At 38.6% G+C, this 18,545-nt stretch carries 22 protein-coding genes; 9 read left to right on the top strand and 13 right to left on the bottom strand.

Annotation, left to right across the window (positions count from 1 at the left end; genetic code table 11):
* Nucleotides 1-4 precede the first annotated feature (4 nt).
* From NMS_RS10735 to NMS_RS10685, 11 genes are read right to left on the bottom strand one after another with little or no spacing between them, the layout of a single operon-like run.
* Nucleotides 5-2,023, bottom strand: coding sequence for a vWA domain-containing protein (locus NMS_RS10735; RefSeq protein ID WP_041496728.1), 2,019 nt, complete (start codon nt 2,021-2,023; stop codon nt 5-7).
* Nucleotides 2,024-2,032: 9 nt separating this feature from the next.
* On the bottom strand, nt 2,033-2,779 hold the full coding sequence (gene fabG / locus NMS_RS10730) for a 3-oxoacyl-[acyl-carrier-protein] reductase (RefSeq protein WP_041496727.1): 747 nt from the start codon (nt 2,777-2,779) through the stop codon (nt 2,033-2,035).
* Complete coding sequence (locus NMS_RS10725; RefSeq protein WP_041496726.1) at nt 2,776-3,309, bottom strand: hypothetical protein; 534 nt, start codon at nt 3,307-3,309, stop codon at nt 2,776-2,778. The genes fabG and NMS_RS10725 overlap by 4 nt, the downstream gene beginning before the upstream one ends.
* 45 nt (nt 3,310-3,354) lie before the next feature.
* On the bottom strand, nt 3,355-4,227 hold the full coding sequence (gene sucD, locus NMS_RS10720; RefSeq protein WP_041496725.1) for a succinate--CoA ligase subunit alpha: 873 nt from the start codon (nt 4,225-4,227) through the stop codon (nt 3,355-3,357).
* Nucleotides 4,228-4,258: 31 nt separating this feature from the next.
* Nucleotides 4,259-4,630 carry a nuclear transport factor 2 family protein gene (locus tag NMS_RS10715; protein WP_041496724.1) on the bottom strand — a complete coding sequence of 124 codons (372 nt, stop codon included), beginning with the start codon at nt 4,628-4,630 and terminating at the stop codon, nt 4,259-4,261.
* 1 nt (nt 4,631) lies between these two features.
* Complete coding sequence (locus tag NMS_RS10710) at nt 4,632-5,561, bottom strand: UDP-3-O-(3-hydroxymyristoyl)glucosamine N-acyltransferase (protein ID WP_041496723.1); 930 nt, start codon at nt 5,559-5,561, stop codon at nt 4,632-4,634.
* Between the two features lies 1 nt (nt 5,562).
* Nucleotides 5,563-6,129 carry an elongation factor P gene (gene efp, locus NMS_RS10705; protein ID WP_041496721.1) on the bottom strand — a complete coding sequence of 189 codons (567 nt, stop codon included), beginning with the start codon at nt 6,127-6,129 and terminating at the stop codon, nt 5,563-5,565.
* A 3-nt stretch (nt 6,130-6,132) separates the two neighbouring features.
* Nucleotides 6,133-6,918 carry an acyl-ACP--UDP-N-acetylglucosamine O-acyltransferase gene (gene lpxA, locus NMS_RS10700; protein ID WP_041496719.1) on the bottom strand — a complete coding sequence of 262 codons (786 nt, stop codon included), beginning with the start codon at nt 6,916-6,918 and terminating at the stop codon, nt 6,133-6,135.
* A complete protein-coding gene (locus tag NMS_RS10695) occupies nt 6,918-8,318 on the bottom strand; it encodes a bifunctional UDP-3-O-[3-hydroxymyristoyl] N-acetylglucosamine deacetylase/3-hydroxyacyl-ACP dehydratase (RefSeq protein ID WP_041496718.1) in 1,401 nt (466 codons plus the stop codon). Before NMS_RS10695 ends, lpxA begins: the two co-directional genes overlap by 1 nt.
* Nucleotides 8,319-9,338: a UDP-3-O-(3-hydroxymyristoyl)glucosamine N-acyltransferase gene (gene lpxD / locus NMS_RS10690; RefSeq protein ID WP_041496717.1), complete on the bottom strand. Its 1,020-nt coding sequence runs from the start codon at nt 9,336-9,338 to the stop codon at nt 8,319-8,321.
* Nucleotides 9,339-9,361: 23 nt separating this feature from the next.
* Complete coding sequence (locus NMS_RS10685; protein WP_041497673.1) at nt 9,362-10,579, bottom strand: HD domain-containing protein; 1,218 nt, start codon at nt 10,577-10,579, stop codon at nt 9,362-9,364.
* Between the two features lie 31 nt (nt 10,580-10,610).
* On the opposite strand from NMS_RS10685, the gene porX reads away from it, so the two are divergent.
* The 6 genes from porX to NMS_RS10660 all read left to right on the top strand — a co-directional run bounded on the left by porX (nt 10,611) and on the right by NMS_RS10660 (nt 14,955).
* Nucleotides 10,611-12,164 carry a T9SS response regulator signal transducer PorX gene (gene porX / locus NMS_RS10680; protein WP_041496715.1) on the top strand — a complete coding sequence of 518 codons (1,554 nt, stop codon included), beginning with the start codon at nt 10,611-10,613 and terminating at the stop codon, nt 12,162-12,164.
* Nucleotides 12,165-12,575 carry a tRNA (adenosine(37)-N6)-threonylcarbamoyltransferase complex ATPase subunit type 1 TsaE gene (gene tsaE / locus NMS_RS10675; protein WP_041496713.1) on the top strand — a complete coding sequence of 137 codons (411 nt, stop codon included), beginning with the start codon at nt 12,165-12,167 and terminating at the stop codon, nt 12,573-12,575.
* Between the two features lie 178 nt (nt 12,576-12,753).
* A complete protein-coding gene (locus NMS_RS13950) occupies nt 12,754-12,900 on the top strand; it encodes a hypothetical protein (RefSeq protein WP_162483964.1) in 147 nt (48 codons plus the stop codon).
* 142 nt (nt 12,901-13,042) lie between these two features.
* Nucleotides 13,043-13,342 carry a hypothetical protein gene (locus NMS_RS14040; RefSeq protein WP_231862386.1) on the top strand — a complete coding sequence of 100 codons (300 nt, stop codon included), beginning with the start codon at nt 13,043-13,045 and terminating at the stop codon, nt 13,340-13,342.
* Nucleotides 13,343-13,374: 32 nt separating this feature from the next.
* The gene (locus tag NMS_RS10665) at nt 13,375-14,574 is read left to right on the top strand and encodes an alanine dehydrogenase (RefSeq protein ID WP_041496710.1); all 1,200 of its coding nucleotides are present in this window, start codon (nt 13,375-13,377) and stop codon (nt 14,572-14,574) included.
* A 9-nt stretch (nt 14,575-14,583) separates the two neighbouring features.
* Nucleotides 14,584-14,955 (top strand): hypothetical protein, encoded by a 372-nt coding sequence (locus NMS_RS10660; protein ID WP_041496709.1) that lies wholly within the window; start codon nt 14,584-14,586, stop codon nt 14,953-14,955.
* Here the strand turns inward: NMS_RS10660 and NMS_RS10655 are convergent, their stop codons facing one another.
* The gene (locus tag NMS_RS10655) at nt 14,956-16,125 is read right to left on the bottom strand and encodes a proline dehydrogenase family protein (protein WP_041496708.1); all 1,170 of its coding nucleotides are present in this window, start codon (nt 16,123-16,125) and stop codon (nt 14,956-14,958) included. It abuts the gene before it with no gap.
* Here NMS_RS10655 and NMS_RS13935 point away from each other — a divergent pair.
* The 3 genes from NMS_RS13935 to NMS_RS10645 all read left to right on the top strand — a co-directional run bounded on the left by NMS_RS13935 (nt 16,117) and on the right by NMS_RS10645 (nt 17,737).
* Nucleotides 16,117-16,263 (top strand): hypothetical protein, encoded by a 147-nt coding sequence (locus NMS_RS13935; protein WP_158449003.1) that lies wholly within the window; start codon nt 16,117-16,119, stop codon nt 16,261-16,263. The genes NMS_RS10655 and NMS_RS13935 overlap by 9 nt on opposite strands.
* A 2-nt stretch (nt 16,264-16,265) precedes the next feature.
* Nucleotides 16,266-17,339 (top strand): 3-dehydroquinate synthase, encoded by a 1,074-nt coding sequence (aroB, locus tag NMS_RS10650; RefSeq protein ID WP_041496706.1) that lies wholly within the window; start codon nt 16,266-16,268, stop codon nt 17,337-17,339.
* Between the two features lie 71 nt (nt 17,340-17,410).
* Nucleotides 17,411-17,737: a hypothetical protein gene (locus NMS_RS10645; protein WP_041496704.1), complete on the top strand. Its 327-nt coding sequence runs from the start codon at nt 17,411-17,413 to the stop codon at nt 17,735-17,737.
* A gap of 159 nt (nt 17,738-17,896) precedes the next feature.
* Here the strand turns inward: NMS_RS10645 and NMS_RS10640 are convergent, their stop codons facing one another.
* Nucleotides 17,897-18,463, bottom strand: a complete 567-nt coding sequence (locus tag NMS_RS10640) for a DUF4377 domain-containing protein (protein ID WP_041496703.1) — start codon at nt 18,461-18,463, stop codon at nt 17,897-17,899.
* Nucleotides 18,464-18,545 lie beyond the last annotated feature (82 nt).

Below are 18,545 nucleotides of genomic sequence, written 5' to 3'. Positions count from 1 at the left end.
TTTGTTAAATAAGTCCGTTGTATTTTCTTAAGAACCATTCTATCGCGAGTAAGGTAAGGATAATACCCATCAATAACTTCCAATCAATCAAAGATTGGTAAGAGACTTCCTGCCTTTCCACATCTTGCATTAAAGAATCCTTAAGCAATACTTCTTTTAATTCTTGTATTTGTCGTGGAAAGAACAAATTGTTATCAGTAGCGATAGTTTGTAATCCTTGGTAATTTGCATTTACAAACTGGTTTTCAATATCAAATTCTAAAATATTAAAGTTGCCAGAACGTGTTAGTTTCTCATTTGAAGCGGTTATTAAAAACTCATAAGATCCAGCAGGCAACCCGCTTAAATCAACTAAATAATTATAATTTGAAATTACTAACGGCCTGATGATATGCTCTTTAGTATCTGCATTTGTTAGTTGAATATTAAGAATCCCATCATCTTTAAATTCATAATTGTCATTTAAGTATTGGGCTGAAATCAAGATGCGGTCATTCTCATAATAGAAGGTCTTATAGTCAATACTCAAGCGATCCCGCTTTTTATTACTGGATAAATATTGGATTTGAGAATTGATCAACTCATCAAAATTCCTAAAATCCTTAGAGTCAAGATAGTTTTGAGTGCGCCATCGCCATAAACCGCTTCCTGCAAAAACAGCATGTCTTGTGGTCCCTAAGTCGTAAGTAAACCACAGTGGCTGTTGCGTCTTCACATTCCCTATTTGCTTAAACATTAAAGGTTGTAAAGTTGTACTCGCAGTAATCTGGCCAAAGGGTGATTGCACTGGCGGGTACCCATCAAAATTGAAGGACTCGAGATTAAAGTTCGGGTATGCCTCATTCACAATAGGTTGCACATCATCAAACTGAGGGTAATTTTCAATCTGGAAAGCTTCGTTATTTCGATTCAAAAAAGAAATATCCGGCTTAGTTCCTAGAACAATCCAGGTGTTCTTGTTAAGAGTTTTGATGGTAGAGTTCGCTTTCGCGAAAGCGGAATTATACCCATAAAGTATCACCATATTGAACTCATTGATATCGACAGGATCGTTGATGTTCTTGATAGTTAGCTTACGTTGCTGATTACTTTCAATAGCATTCTTTATCGCAGCAATATCTGGATGAATTGTTGTGGTGAGCAATAGAATTTTAGATTGTTGATCGATTACCTCGACCGCAAAATCACGTTTATTATTACTCGTGTTTTTTTCCTGAGGCAAGGTCTCCACTTGTGCCACCATCTTATGAAGTCCTACTGAATTACTCGTTAAATTGAAATTAAGAACGGCCGACTTTTGAGCTGAGTTAAACCGAACCGATTCTTGATGTAAGGTCGTATTGCCTTCTTCTATTTTGAAAGTAGTACTTACATCGTCAGTTCCTGAGTAACTGAGAAAAACCTCTACTGGATACTCATTCTTCAAATAGCTGAAACGATTGACATTAAGTTGGTTGATTTTTAAATCTGGATAGTTTGTGGTATCACCATAAACAATAGGATACAAATGCGTTTTGCGATCTAGCTTTTCATATTGATAGCTCTTACCCACCGTCTGATTCCCGTCAGTAAGTAGTACAATTGATTTATTTCTGTCCCTGTAGAGCTCTTGTGGTTCTGAAATAGCTTTAGAAATATCGGTAGATTTTCCATTGAAAGAAAGGCTATCACTTGGGGTAACAGACGCATCAAAATTATAGAAAAGTACTTCAAATTTCTTATTGAGCTCGCTGTCATTCTTAATGTTCAATACATCAGTGTTTAAGGCATCACTCATTCCTAGCTGTTCTATGGAGATGCTATTATCCACCATTACCACAAGCTGAGGCTTTAAGGTTTGGTAGCTGGTACTTTCAAACTTAGGAGAAATGAATAAAACCAAAATAGAAAAAACCGTGATCGCCCGTAAAACGGCAAACCACGGTTTTCTTTTGTCTCTTGCTCTAGAGAACAAATAATTGTACTGGATCAAAGCAATAATGATAGCTGCGCAAGCTGCGAGCGTCAACCAGATCCAGATCATAAACTCTATTTAGGTAAGCATTCCTCCATCTACATGCAGAGTCTGACCCGTCACATAGGCACTTAAATCACTTGCTAAAAACACACAAGCATTTGCTACATCTTCAGGAGTTCCACCTCTCTTTAGAGGAATAGCTTCTCTCCAACTTTGAACAGTTTCTTCATTAAGCTTGCCGGTCATTTCAGTCTCAATAAATCCTGGAGCAATGGCGTTACAGCGTATATTTCTAGAGCCTAATTCCAAAGCGACTGACTTTGTAAAGCCGATAATACCAGCTTTACTCGCTGCATAGTTGGTTTGACCTGCATTACCTTTAACACCTACCACACTGCTCATATTAATGATGCTTCCAGAACGTTGTTTCAACATGGTACGCTGTACAGCTTTAGTCATGTTGAAAACTGATTTAAGATTCACTTCAATGACCTTATCAAAATCCTCCTCGCTGATGCGCATTAGAAGATTGTCTTTAGTGATTCCAGCATTATTAATTAATACGTCAATGGAATCAAAATCTTTGGTGATTTGATCAATGAGTTCGTGTGCTTCCTTAAAGTCTGCTGCGTTACTCTTGTAAGCTTTCGACTTAACGCCTAGGTCAGTCAATTCCTTTTCCAGTTCTAGAGCAGGAGCTTCAGAGCTGCTGTAAGTAAAAGCGACATTAGCGCCGTGTTGTGCAAACATTCTAGCGATTCCACTACCTATACCTCTACTGGCACCAGTGATGATCACATTTTTTCCTTCCAAAAGTTTCATTTGGTTATAATTTTATTACGGAATTCATCTTTTAATAGCCCTTCACGCTCAAACCATTCTTTCAAACCCATATACTTTGTACGTGAGCCTTTGATTGCGTAATTATCAATCTTATCCTGCTTAGATCGCAAGACAAAAGCAGCTGCAATGATTTTCTTACGAATTTTTTCAAAATCTGTAGGTTCCAAATTCTTGATGGCAATGGCGTGATTTGCCATATCATCATAGGATAATGGAACTCTAGTCGATTTAAGTCTCGAAAGAATAAACTTTCCCCATATGGATTTACGTCCAGGCTTTTTCTTGTATTTACGTTTAGGTGCTGCGGTATCTCTTCCTCGATCATTTTGAGGGGAGACTGTCACAGTCTGTTCTGGCGTATAATCTTCTATCACACCAGTATCAACATCTTTCAGTTGATCCAGTATGGATTTGATCTCTGCCAGTTTTTTCACCGTTTGTGAATACTCCTGTTGGTAGTGCAGTTTCATTTTGACTGCCGCTTCTTGGTTGATTGTGTAATCTGCCATAAGGGGGATATTTAAGTATAAAGGTAGCCAAGCCTTTAAAAAGTTCTAACCTAGAACTTCAGCGACTTTTTTACCAATTTCGGCTGGAGAATCCACAACGTGAATTCCACATTCTTTCATTATTTTTTTCTTTGCTTGAGCAGTGTCTTCTGAGCCACCTACGATTGCACCTGCATGACCCATGGTTCTTCCTGCTGGAGCAGTTTCTCCTGCAATAAATCCAATAACTGGTTTTTTGTTTCCAGTTTCTTTAATCCATTGTGCCGCATCTGCTTCTAACTGACCACCTATCTCACCTATCATAACGATAGCTTCTGTTTCTGGGTCATTCATAAATAATTCTACTGCCTCCTTAGTTGTTGTTCCTATGATTGGATCACCGCCTATACCGATAGCTGTAGAAATTCCGTAGCCTTGCTTCACCACCTGGTCAGATGCTTCATAAGTCAATGTTCCTGATTTTGAAACAATTCCAACTTTTCCTTTCTTGAATACAAAACCTGGCATGATACCTACTTTTGCTTCTTCAGGAGTAATGACACCAGGACAGTTAGGACCAACTAATCGACAGTCTTTGTCTTTGATATAATCAGCAGCCTTCACCATGTCAGCTACTGGGATACCTTCTGTAATCGCAATAATCACTTTGATTCCTGCGTCTGCCGCTTCCATTATCGCATCTGCAGCAAATGCTGGCGGTACAAATATGATAGTAACATCAGCTCCTGCTTTCTCTACCGCTTCTTGAACGGTATTAAAAACGGGCTTGTCTAAATGCGTTTGTCCTCCTTTTCCTGGAGTCACACCGCCTACTACATTTGTTCCGTACTCGATCATTTGACCTGCGTGGAATGTTCCTTCACTACCTGTGAAACCTTGCACTATTATTTTAGAATCTTTATTGACTAAAACGCTCATTTATTTATTTTTTAGTTGAGTTTTATTAAAATTAAATTGCTGGATGGCTAGTTTGATGGCATTCTGCCAACTTCCCATTCTCCATTTTCCAAATACTGATAAAATACCCTATAGGCACTTCTTCATTTGGGTTTTCGATGGTTCTGGAATATAAGGTATATCTAACGGCTACCTCGTCTTTTTCACTTAAGATATGACTAACATCGTACCTTAAACTTTCATAAGATAAAGACGCTGATTCTATCAGTTCCCAATAACTATTGAAATCGTAAACATTATAACCTGTACTTGAATGCCAGTAAATCTTAAGGTCTTTATGAAGGAATTCTTCATAGACCTCTTTATTTTTAAATGCATCTGATTCAAAAAATGCTTGAACCTTCTTTTTTGCCGTTAATGACATGTTATTTATTATTTTTCATAAAGTTAGGCAGCATACGGACAGCAGCCAACTCTTTAAACTTTTCTTTTGAATCTGACGCTGGAGATCCGAATACACTGGTTCCAGCTGGTACATTTTTAGAAATACCACTTTGAGCATATACTTCTGCTCCTTTGCCTATAGTCACATCACTACGTATTCCTACCTGTCCCCATATTTTTGCCTCATCTTCAATCACCACACATCCAGAAATTCCCGTCTGGCTAGCAATCAAAACGTGTTTTCCTAAAACCGTATCATGTCCTATGTGCACCTGATTATCCAGTTTAGAGCCGTAACCTATGGTGGTATCGCCGCTCACACCACGATCAATGGTACACAGGGCACCTATTTCTACATTGTCTTCTATAACCACTCGTCCATTGCTAAGCAATTTATCATAACCATCTGCACGGCGTTTATAGTAAAACGCATCAGTTCCTAAAACGGTTCCTGAATGTATGGTTACATTATTACCTATGACACAACCATTGTTAATGGAAACATTACTATGAATCACACAGTTGTCTCCTATGACGACGTCATTTGCAATGAATACGTTAGGCTGGATAATACAGTTTTTTCCTAATTTATAGGTGGGTTGTTCCGCTTTCGCGAAAGCGGAAAAAGGATTGTAATGCTGTGTTAATTTATTAAAATCTCGAAATGGGTCGTCTGACAGTAATAAGGCTTTGCCCTCTGGACAATCAACCTTTTTATTGATTAAAACAATGGTCGCTGCACTTTCCAGTGCCTTGTGGTAATACTTAGGATGGTCAACAAAAACGATGTCTCCAGGTGTCACCACATGGATTTCATTCATTCCAGTCACAGGAAAATTAGCATCGCCTACATACTCACAGTTGAGTATTTCAGCGATTTCAGATAATCTATATGTGGTGGAAAATTTCAAATTATTGTTTCATTCGCTCGTGATAGGCGCCTTTTTCCGTATCAATACGGATGATATCGCCCTCATTGATAAATAATGGAACGTTCACACTTGCACCTGTTTCTACAGTCGCAGGCTTAGTAGAATTAGTAGCAGTATTTCCTTTCAATCCAGGTTCTGTAGCAGTAACTTCAAGAGTTACATATTGAGGCATATCAACAGATAAAGGCGTGTTATCCTCAGTATTGATTTGGATGGTCACATTCTCCCCTTCCTTCATCAATTCTGGAGTATCTAATGAATTTTCAAGCAAGCGGATTTGTGTATAATCCTCTGCATTCATAAAGTGATACCATTCCCCATCCTTGTATAAGAATTGAAATTTTTGGGACTCTACTCGTATGTCTTCGATTTTATGCCCTGCGGAAAAAGTGTTGTCTAACACCTTACCAGTGGTGACACTTTTAAGTTTAGTTCTTACAAAGGCTGGACCTTTCCCAGGCTTAACGTGAAGAAATTCAATGATTTTAAAAATATCGTGGTTGTAACGTATGCACAATCCTTTTCTAATGTCGCTAGTTGATGCCATAATTTAATTGCTTCCTAGGTATCCTCTCATGATACCTCGTTTGGAGTTTTTGATGAATTCTAATATCTCGTCGCGCTCTGTAGTCGCGCTCATTTCTGCTTCTATTATCTCTACCGCTTGTGTTACGTTGTAGTTCTTTTGGTAAAGAATCCTGAAAATATCCTGTATCTCTCGGATTTTTTCCAATTCAAAACCACGTCTTCTCAACCCAACTGAGTTTATCCCAACATAGCTCAATGGTTCGCGACCAGCTTTTACAAATGGTGGTACATCCTTACGAACTAAGGATCCTCCCGTTACAAATGCATGGCTACCTACTTGACAAAACTGTTGCACTGCTGACATTCCTGCAAGCACGACGTAGTCTCCTACCGTAATGTGTCCAGCAAGGGTACTGTTATTTGAAAAGATACAGTTGTCACCCACAATGCAATCGTGTGCAATGTGACAATACGCCATTATCCAGCAGTTCTTGCCTATAATAGTTTTCATGCGATCAGAGGTTCCTCTATTGATCGTAACACATTCTCTAATAGTTGTTCCATCGCCTATGATGGTTTGGGTATCCTCATCATCAAACTTCTTATCTTGAGGCACGGCTGATATCACAGCACCTGGAAAAATACTTACATTTTTTCCAATGCGAGCACCTTCCATAATAGTAACGTTAGACCCGATCCAAGATCCTTCACCTATCACTACGTCATTGTGAATGGTTGTAAAGGGTTCAATTACCACGTTTTTGGCAATTTTTGCTCCTGGGTGGACGTATGCTAATGGTTGGTTCATTATTTTACTTTTGAAATTTGTGCCATCAGCTCTGCTTCGGCACATAAAATGCCGTTTGCATATGCATAGGCTTGCATGTGTGCAATTCCTCGGCGTATAGGTGTAATCAATTCCGCCTTAAAGATAAGTGTATCTCCTGGAGACACTTTTCTTTTAAACTTCACGTTGTCCATTTTCATGAAAAAAGTCAAGTAATTTTCTGGATCTGGAACAGTACTGAGAACTAAAATCCCACCATTTTGAGCCATCGCCTCCACAATAAGAACTCCAGGCATTACTGGTTGTCCTGGGAAGTGACCTGTAAAAAAAGGCTCGTTCATGGTGACATTCTTCAAACCAATTACTTCAGTATCTGTTAATTTGAAAATCTTGTCCACTAGCAAGAATGGAGGTCGATGCGGCAACACGCTCATGATCTTCACTGTATCCATCAAAGGCTCTTGATGAATATCCACTTGAGGAACATTATCTCGAATTTCTTTCTTGATGATCTTAGAAAGCTTTTTTGCGAACTGTGTGTTTACAAAGTGACCAGGTTTAGTGGCAATCACTTTACCTCGAATTCTATAACCTACTAGAGCTAAATCACCAATGACATCCAGTAACTTATGTCTAGCTGCTTCATTAGGGTGATGTAAGGTCAAGTTATCTAGAATCCCGTTAGGTTTTACAGCAATATTGTCCTTTTTAAAAGCCTTCTTCAAATTAGTCATTGTCTTTTCAGACAATTCTTTATCTACATAAACGATAGCATTATTCAAATCCCCACCTTGAATCAAACCCTGCTCTAAAAGCATTTCAATCTCATGTAAAAAACTGAAAGTTCTGGAGCTTGCTATCTCTTCCTTGAAATTAGAAATTTTATCAAGTGTGGCATTTTGAGTTCCTAAAACCTTAGTACCGAAATCTACCATCGTGGTGATTTGATAAGAATCAGAGGGCATCAATAAAATTTCGCTACCCGTTTCCTCGTCCTTATAGGATATGACTTCTTTCACTACAAATTCCTTGCGAACTTGTTCTAATTCTATTTTACCAGCTTTTTCTAAAGCCTCTACGAAATATTTAGAGGAACCGTCCATAATAGGAGGCTCGCTGCTGTCAATTTCAATGATACAGTTATCGATCTCCAGCCCTACTAAGGCAGCCAGTACATGCTCACAAGTATTGATCTGGACACCATTCTTATCTAATGTTGTTCCTCTTTTTGTATCTGTCACATAGTTGGCTAACGCTTCAATTACAGGTTCGCCTTCTAGGTCGATACGCTGAAAAGCATAACCGTGATCCGCTGGAGCAGGTTTAAAGTTAAGTGTTACCTTCTTTCCTGTATGAAGTCCCACACCGTTTAGGGAAACTTCCTTTTCAATGGTTGTTTGCTTAAATTCTGTAGCAGTCATTTATGCCTTATTTTTTTCTAAGTCTCTAACTCTTTTATCTAGTTTAGGAAGGTTCTTGAAGTTTACGTAAGACCTATTCCAATCGCCATAATCAAACGCAGGTGAACCCTGGATATTAGAATTTGACTTAATGTTCTTCCCTATCCCTGATTGTGCTTGTATACCTACATTATCACCTATTACAAGGTGTCCCGCAATTCCAACCTGACCACCTATCCTGCAGTTTTTACCTATTTTACTGGAACCAGCAATACCAGTCTGTGATGCAATGACCGTATTTTCTCCTATTTCTACATTATGTGCCACTTGAATTTGATTATCAAGTTTCACTCCCTTTCTGATAATGGTACTTCCTAAAGTTGCTCTGTCTATAGTAGTTAATGCGCCTACATCCACGTTATCCTCAATGATGACGTTTCCTATTTGTGGAATCTTAGAATACGACCCGTCGCTATTAGGTGAGAACCCAAACCCGTCAGCACCTATAACACAGCCTGAATTGATGACCACATGATTTCCAATAACGGTATCTGACATAATGTGAGCGCCTGAATAAATCACGCAATTGTCACCTATACTTACATTTTCGGCGATACTGACATTGGAAAATATCTTGACGTTCTCCCCTATTTTCACATTGCTAGACACGCTACAAAAAGCTCCCAAGTAAAGACCGTCACCATAAGATACCGATTCATGTATAAAACTTGGATTTTCTATACCATTCTTATTGAGCTTTGCAGCTTGATAAAATTCCAATAATTTAGAAAAAGCCTTGTAGGAATCTGCTACCTTAATTAAGGTACAGTCTACTTCTTGCTCTGGTTCAAAAGTATCATTGACTATAACTGCAGATGCCTTAGTAGAATAAATATATGAGGTATACTTGGGATTGGAAAGGAAGCTTAAACTTCCCTCTGACCCTTCCTCTATTTTGGATAGCTTATCTACTTCAATATCGGGATCGCCGCTGACGGTTCCTTCCAGTATATCTGCAATTTGTTGCACGTTAAATTTCATTACAGCAAAAATAGTAATTTAAATCAATCTTGAATCTTAGGGTAACAATAGTAATATTTAGTCACAACTTTAGCCAAGGCTTTGAAACTAGGCTCTTTGGCAGCATCTGTCAATTCTACTACTTTATTTTTTTTGTTGAGAATTAATATGGGTTTCGCTTTCGCGTAAGCGGAATTACTAATTTCCCCATGAAAAATGAAGTAGCTTGCTTCCTTATCATTGAGTTTGTAGGATTTTTTTAGCTTCTCAATTTTCTTATCTAGCTTTTTCTGTGGTACGGGTGTATTTGAAAACTTAATGCGTAATAACTGTCGGTTCAATATCATCTGACATAATTCTCGCAGTACCAGATCGCTATGACTCTGGTTACTTTTTAACAACGTAAAAATATCCGTATCATCTATTGCTGCAAAACGTTCCAGTAACTGAGAGCGATCGATGGTTTTATTACTCAAGAAAAACTGCAAGGTAGTAGGAATGTCTACAGTAACCCCATTATCCAGTAATTCATGAACTCTTTGGACCACACTTTGTAACAAGTGCTCTGCTCCTATTCCAGTCTTATGTAGGTAGACTTGCCAGTACATCAAGCGCCTGCCTGAAAGGAAATTCTCCACGCTGTACAGTGCTTTTTCTTCTACTACTAGACGGTCGTCAACGACATTGAGCATGGATATCAAGCGCTGGCTGTTAATGTTGCCTTCAGCTACTCCTGTATAAAAACTATCGCGTTTCAAATAATCTAAACGATCCATATCCAGCTGGCTTGATATTAAGTCTAGCATAAATGGGCGATGGTACTTGCCTTGAAAGATTTTAATAGCAAGGGTTAAACTTCCGTTAAACTGGGCATTCAAATCCTGCATAAAAAGAAGTGAAATTTCTTCATGACTGATGCCCTGAATGATCAAATTTTCCAGTGCATGTGAAAAAGGACCATGCCCTAAATCGTGTAGTAATATGGCTTTGTATAAAGCATCTTCTTCTACATCATCAATGACAATCCCTTTAGAGCGAAGCACTTGAACGGCTCGCTGCATTAAATGGAGACAACCTATAGCATGATGGAATCTGGTATGATGAGCTCCAGGATAAACTAAATAACTTAACCCCATTTGGGTAATCCTTCTTAACCTCTGGAAGTAAGGATGTTCAATTAACTCAAAAATCGCATCATTAGGAATGGAAATAAATCCATAGATAGGATCGTTTAATATTTTAAGTTTGTTCTGCTGTTTCAATAGATGCAAGCGTTTCAACAAATATACAGATATGACAACGATCAAAATACTATGGGTAGATGATGAAGTGGACCTACTGAAACCACATATTATATTTTTAGAGCAAAAAGGCTATGAGGTCAGCACGCGAGTGTCTGGAACTGAGGCTTTAGAAGCTATAGAAACCGAGTTATATGATATTGTTCTTTTAGACGAAAACATGCCTGGTCTTACAGGATTAGAGACCCTTCATGAGATCAAAGAAAAACAAGCCAATCTTCCCGTGATCATGATCACTAAAAGTGAGGAGGAATATATCATGGAGGAAGCCATTGGTTCTAAAATCGCGGATTATTTGATCAAACCAGTAAATCCAAATCAAATTCTGCTTTCGCTCAAAAAAAATCTAGACCACTCTAGATTAGTGAATGCCAAAACTACATCTGATTACCAACGGGAGTTTCGTAAAATAGCCATGGATATGTCCATGATTAACACTTATGAAGAATGGACTCAGTTGTATCAAAAACTATTGTACTGGGAACTTGAGCTAGAAAACGTGGATGATTCTGGCATGTTTGAAATACTTAGCGCTCAAAAAACCGAAGCCAATCATCAATTCTGCAAATTCATTGATAAGAATTACCCCAGTTGGTTTGAAGATAAAAACGAGGATGCTCCATTACTGAGCCATCAATTATTTAAAAACCTAGTCGCCCCTCTTTTAAAAAATAAGGAGCAAGTATTATTAGTGGTGGTAGACAATTTGCGTTACGACCAGTTCAAGGTTTTTGAAAACATCATCAACACCCATTATAAAAAGATTCAAGAAGAAACTTATTGCTCCATCTTACCTACCGCTACACAATACGCCCGTAATGCGATCTTCTCAGGATTAATGCCAGCAGATATGGAGAAAAGACATCCAGAATACTGGCTCAACGATACGGAAGAAGGCGGGAAGAATATGCATGAGAACGATTTTCTAGAGGCACAACTCAAAAGACTCGGACTATCCATCAAACATCAGTATCATAAAATTACTAATGAAAATAGTGGACGCAAGCTGGAAGAGAGTTTCAAAACTCAAAAAGATAATGATCTGACGGTAATCGTTTACAACTTTGTGGACATGCTATCCCATTCTAAGACAGAAATGGAAGTTATTAAAGAATTAGCAAGTACCGATAAATCCTATAGATCGTTAGCCGTCAGTTGGTTCAAAAATTCACCCTTATTAGAAATGATACAGCGTGGACAAGAGTTGGGAATGAAGTTAGTGTTGACTACAGACCACGGTACTATTAATGTGACAACACCTAGTAAGGTAATAGGAGATAAAAACACCAGCTTAAACTTGAGATATAAAACCGGAAGGAGCTTATCCTATGAAGACAAGGATGTATTAGCAGCAACAGACCCAGCCACGATCAAGTTACCTAAAATCAATATGAGCAGTAGTTTCATTTTTGCTAAAGGCGACTTATTCTTTGCTTACCCTAACAATTACAATCACTATGTGAGTTATTATCGCAATACATATCAGCATGGTGGCGTATCCATGGAAGAAATGTTGATTCCGTTTGCTGTATTTACCCCTAGATAGATGGAGTATCATATAAAGGACATAGATAAGGCGGCAGAATATGTTATCGCTTCCGCGAAAGTAAATACCCTTTTATTTAATGCTCCTATGGGTAGCGGTAAGACGACATTGATTACAGCGATCTGTAAAAAGTTAGGAGTGACTGAAGACATTTCTTCACCTACTTTTAGTATAGTCAATGAATACAAGGGTTCAAACGGCATTATATACCATTTTGATCTCTACAGACTCAACTCAATCGACGAACTGCACGATATAGGAGCCGAAGAATACCTAGAGAGCCCAGCACTAAAACTCATAGAATGGCCAGATTTATCAATACCATTACTATCTGATTACCAGCACGTTGAAATAGTAACCCTAACAGAACAAAAAAGGGAGATTCGAGTAAGTGCTGTCGTTCATCGATGAAATATATGAACTGTTGTTACGTTTTTAAGTTAGACGCAAATACTTAATGGTGTTTTTAACGAATACTTGATTCTTTCAACGATCATTGGTCTAATTATTAAAAAAAAGTAGGGTTGAGTACTAGTTTAGTATCACTTATTTACTTAAACCATTTTTTTAATTACTCAAACCAAATATCATGAACAACAAATCACTCAAAGCATTTGCCCTAGTTTCCCTTTTTGCAGTATCTTTAGCTGCAACCGCAGCAACATCGTTTGCTCCTGAAACAACCAATGCAAAAAAAATCGACAAAGCAAGGATCAAGTTACCTTCTCGCGGGTAGTTTTGTAGCGGTCATTCTGGCCATAACACCTTACTTTTTTTACACATATGAAGTTGTCCCGGATGTTGAATCCTGGGACAATTTTTTATTTACATTTGATAGTCAGCATTATGAAAGCGTAATGTTATCTGCATGGACTATTATGGGAAAGTTTATTCCTTTCTACCTCATGGTTATTTGGTTTCTTACTTGTAAGCATTGGTGGTATCATTGTATTATTATTCCAATGGCTATGTATGGTTTTCAACTGTACAGCTCTATCAATGACGATCTTAAATTTATGGATGAAGGAGATGAGCTCGGGTATATAGTACCAGTAGTCGTAGCATCCCTTTCTATGTCCTATTTAGCTAGAACCAAAGTTTTCGACAAAATCAACAATATCGATATTTCTGAGATTGAAAACTTCGTTAAGAAACCTAGCGATAAATTCTTTAAGTAATTTCTTAACTTACAGACTCTTCAAATTCTTTTATGAGTCATATCCTCTCACCTTTTACTAAAGACCAATTGATTCCTCAAGAGGAGCGACTGGAAATTCAGCGCAACAAGCAGGAATTATTCATTGGTATCCCTAAAGAAAACCAACAAGTAGAAAAGCGCATTTGTTTGACACCTGATGCAGTAGCAGCCTTGACTGCTCACGGGCACCGTATTCTGATGGAGAAAGGAGCCGGTCTAGGAAGTAGTTTTACGGATAATGACTATCTAAATTCTGGAGCAGAATTAACTTCAGATACTAAAAAAGTGTTCTCTTGTCCTACTGTTCTTAAAGTAGCACCTCCCAGTGATGAGGAAATTGCCTTGATCAAACCACAAACGGTCCTTATCAGTGCTTTACAATTAAAGACTCGCGATAAATCTTATTTTGAAAAGTTAGCCGCTAAGAAAATAACCGCTCTTGCCTTCGAATTCATTCAAGATGATGACGGGAATCATGTGGCTACTACTGCCTTGAGCGAAATCTCTGGAGTAGCAGCTATTCTAATCGCTTCAGAATTGTTAAGCAGTGGCACCAATCGTACGGGTCAATTGTTTGGAAATATAACAGGCGTTCCGCCTGTTGATGTGGTCATCATGGGTGCTGGCACTGTTGGTGAGTTCGCTGCACGCACCGCTATAGGACTAGGCGCTCAAGTCAAAGTTTTTGATAATTCTATTTCAAATTTGCGCAGGATCAAAGACAATGTCAGTCAAACGGTATACACCTCTACCCTTCAACCTAAATATTTATCTAAAGCATTAAGGCGTTGCGATGTAGTCATCGCCGCTTTGAGTGGTAAAAACCGTGCTCCTGTTGTCGTTTCTCAAACTATGGTAGAGAACATGAAACCTGGTGCCGTGATCATTGACGTAAGTATTGATATGGGCGGTTGTTTTGAAACTAGCGAATTGACAACTCACGAGAATCCGACTTTTGTAAAATTTGGTATTACGCATTATTGTGTACCCAATTTACCTTCTAGGTATTCTAAAACAGCATCCATATCATTAAGCAACATCTTCACCCCTTACATCTTGAACATTGCTGATGATGGTGGGATTGAGCATTCCATCCGGATGGACAAGGGTCTTAAGAATGGGATTTATATGTATCATGGAATTCTTACCAATAAATCCGTTGGGGAGTGGTATAACTTGCCGTGTAGCGACGTAAATTTGTTGATCTTTTAAGACGACTCCATGGATTTTATCAAACGCTTGGGCTTTTATATGGGCGGTTTCGCTATTGGGCTTGTGTTTCTCATCTTTTTTTTAAGCGGTAAACGCGCTCAATGCAACTGGTTTCCTGAAGATCGCGTGATTGCAGACATCGGTAAAAAGTCAATCCGGCTTTCTCCTGAAGTGCGTGAAAATCTCAAAAATAGAGAATTAGATACGTTGAGTATTCAAATGATTCTAAAATACGGCGATGTTGATTTCGCTAAATCAAATACAGACACCGTTCCTTGCAACCGTTATTATATTAATGGTAGACAGGAATTGGCCAAGACTGCTTTAATAGTGACGAACTGTGAGCGCTATGCTCGAGTAGAAAAAATGGTTATAGAATAATTAAACGTCGCGACGCTCCAGTTCTTCATTGACCAAGGTCAATTCCCTACCCACTTGTCCTGCAACTGAGGTATTCTCTTGTGCACGACGTATTAAATAAGGCATCACATCTTTGATCGGACCAAATGGGACGATCTTGAAAACATTATAATTTTCTTTAGCGAGATTAAATGTCAAATTATCGCTCATTCCATAAAGCTGACCAAACCACACATCCTCCGTTCCTGCAGGTACACCTTTATTCTCTAGAATCTGCATGGCTTCCAGCGTGCTCTGCTCATTATGAGTTCCCACACACAGTTTAATCACATCCAGTCGATCCAGTATAAAGTTCATCACTCCATTAAACATTGCATCAGTAGCATCTTTTGAAGCACAAATAGGCGATGGATAATTCATTTGAGCAGCGCGATTACGCTCTTTCTCCATGTAAGCCCCTCGTACAATTTTAGCTCCAACGATAAAGTTGTTTGCGACCGCATCATTATACAATTCTTTAATGTAATCCATGCGATCGTGCCGGTAGCATTGAACAGTATTATAGATGTAAGCTTTTCCCTGATTGTATTTCAACATCATGTCACGTATCAGTCGATCTGCAGCATCTTGCATCCAGGTTTCCTCACCGTCAAATAAGAGGGCAACATCACTATCTACCGCAGTTTTACATAAGAGATCTACACGATTCACGATACGCTCCCATTCCAGTTGCTCTGGTGCTGTGAGTTCTTTTCCCTCCGTAAGTTTTTGCCATATGTAAAAACGACCGATACCGGTAGGCTTTACCACCTCAAAAGGTAGAGCTTCATTTTCTGAAGCAGCATGTATTAAGGTCAACTTCTTTCCTACCACATTATCAAAATCGGCTTCATTAGACTTTCCTTCTACGGAATAATCTAGAATAGAACTTACGCCCTTGCTGTACATCTTTTCTACCAGTGGCATGCATTCATCTTCAGTCGTACCGCCACAGAATTGATCAAATATGGTATGTCGCACCAATCCTTTAATGGGCAGTCCCATTTTTAAACCCATCATGGTAGCTTTAGACCCTAAATCGACCAGCCACTGGCGGCCCATCATAGAAAATATAAAGCGGGATTTCTTCAGCTCAGCGTCCGTTTTCAAAGCAAAAGCCGTTGCGGTATTCTCAAAAATATCATGATTCATCTAGCAAATATAAATTGGAAAGAGTTGTCTTTTAGCATAGAGTTGGTACTTTTGACAGCGATTATCGATAGTGGTAATGAGAATGGAGAGTTCGCTTTCGCGAAAGCGAAATTTCCATCAAACATCAAGTATTTCTAGCAATGACTTCAATTATCAATGAAAATTATGCCATTCATTTTGGCGACGAATGTTACCGTGCTCTGAATGAGTTTATTGCAGTTAAAAAACCGAGTACTGTTTTTGTCCTTGTTGATGAAAATACCATGGAACATTGTTATGCCCCATTTGCAGCAAAGCTGGAAACGGTGGCTCCAATAGAAGTGATTGAAATAGATGCTGGTGAGGAATTTAAAAACATTGATACTTGCAGCGGTGTTTGGAACGCGTTGATTGAGCTCAATTGTGATCGTAACAGTCTTTTTATAAGCTTGGGTGGTGGTGTAGTCACAGATTTAGGCGGTTTTGTAGCTGCCACTATCAAACGTGGTATTGATTTTATTCATGTTCCAACTAGTTTGCTAGCGATGGTGGACGCCTCTATAGGTGGAAAAAATGGTGTGGATTTAGGGCCCTTAAAAAATCAGGTAGGTGTCATACAGCCACCTGTAATGACTCTTGTGGATCCAAAATTCCTTTCCACCTTACCAGAGCAGCAATTGCGCAACGGCAGTATTGAGATGTTCAAACACGGCTTGATTGCCGATCGTGCTTACTGGGAAAATATGTTAGAGTTGGACTTTGATTTTTCTAGCGACACTTTTGAATCCTTAATTTATCAATCCATCATCATTAAAAATGACGTGGTCTTGAGCGATCCATTTGAAAAAGATGCCCGGAAATCCTTAAATTATGGACATACCGTGGGTCATGCTATTGAATCGTACTGCATGTCAAATCCTAAACAGCAAGAGGAGTTACTTCATGGAGAAGCTGTTGCCGCAGGGATCATTATTGAAAGCTATTTGAGCCAACTCAATACAGGCCTAAGTAAAAAGGATTTAAAACAGATTGAAGAGTTTTATGAGGCCTTAGAATTAGGTCTTAAATTCAGTGCGTCAGATGTAGAGCAGATCATTGGGTTTATGGCTCACGATAAAAAGAATGTCAACGGTGAGGTACGTTTTGTTCTATTAAATGCCATAGGTTCCTACCAAACGGATTGTGTAGTTGATGTACAAGAAATTCGGAATGGTTTTAAATTATACTTAAGCTAGAGAAACTCTTTTGAAATAATTGTTGGTGTTTACTTATTTTTATATTTTACCCCAAAATTGAAATCCTATTTATGAGAAATGTAATCGTTGATTATAAGAAGCTAACGCCTGATGTGTTACAGCTATTGGTCGCTCGTTATCCTGATGGCTATGGAGATGACGACGTGATTACCTTCAAAAATCACAAGAATGAAACGATTCATGCGGTCGAGGTAAAAACGGAAGACGTGAAATACCTTGTGAAAATCTCCCAGAAATTAGAGATGCAAATGGAAGCATTTGACGTGGATGACTATGACGATGCTGACATGGCAGACCCAGACGCACTACCAGAAATGGATCCAAATGCAGAAGCTGCTGAGATTGCAGATGAGGAATCTGATGAGGATGAGGATTAATACGAAGTAAAAACAAAGATCAGTTCCAGCGGCAGCGTCTCACTGAGCTGGTCGAAGTGTCGAGAACAGTTCCCTTGTTTAGAATTTATTTTTACAGAAGTTCATAAAAAAACCGTCCCGAATTTGGGACGGTTTTTTTTTGTTCCGCGTTTTTTTCTTCTATCGTTCTAATCCAACCAGCTTAATAGTACCGTCAAAATTGTGTTGGAAAATTCCAACGACATCATTAGGTTCATTTAGTGCCGCTTCCAACTCTGTGCAACTATCAGAGCAATCGATATCCAGCTGATTTAAAATTTGAAAACTCGTTGCAGATGAACCTGAAACATATAAATCCGCACCATTGTCAAATTGTTTTTTAAGATCTATTTTGAATGTGGTATTTGGGGGAACCTTAGTTTTTGAAATCACCCTAGCTAATTCATATCTAAGTGAAGAGCCATCCGCCGATGGGTTTTGAACCTCAAATACATTTACAGATAGTAGGTAATTGTAACCATATTCATAATTGAATCCATCTATGTAGCCGTAGAAATTTTCTACGCCTGTAGAAGTTTGATTGACTTTAATTTGGGTGGTCAAGATTGGTTCGAATCCATAGGCTACATTTTTATAATGCAAAACCTCCAGCACTTCATTCCCTTCAGTAATATCACTATCTGAATCGCAAGAGTTCAATAGGATCAACAGCGGAATAGCGAGAAAAACCAATCTTGAGGAAACCATAGTATTATGTTGATATGAAGCTAAGATGCAAAAAAGCCACGCAAGTTGCGTGGCTTTCAATAGTTTAATTAAAAATAGTATT

Source organism: Nonlabens marinus S1-08 (assembly GCF_000831385.1).
GTDB classification, from domain to species: Bacteria; Bacteroidota; Bacteroidia; order Flavobacteriales; family Flavobacteriaceae; genus Nonlabens; species Nonlabens marinus.
This window is presented reverse-complemented; position numbering and strand designations above follow the sequence as displayed.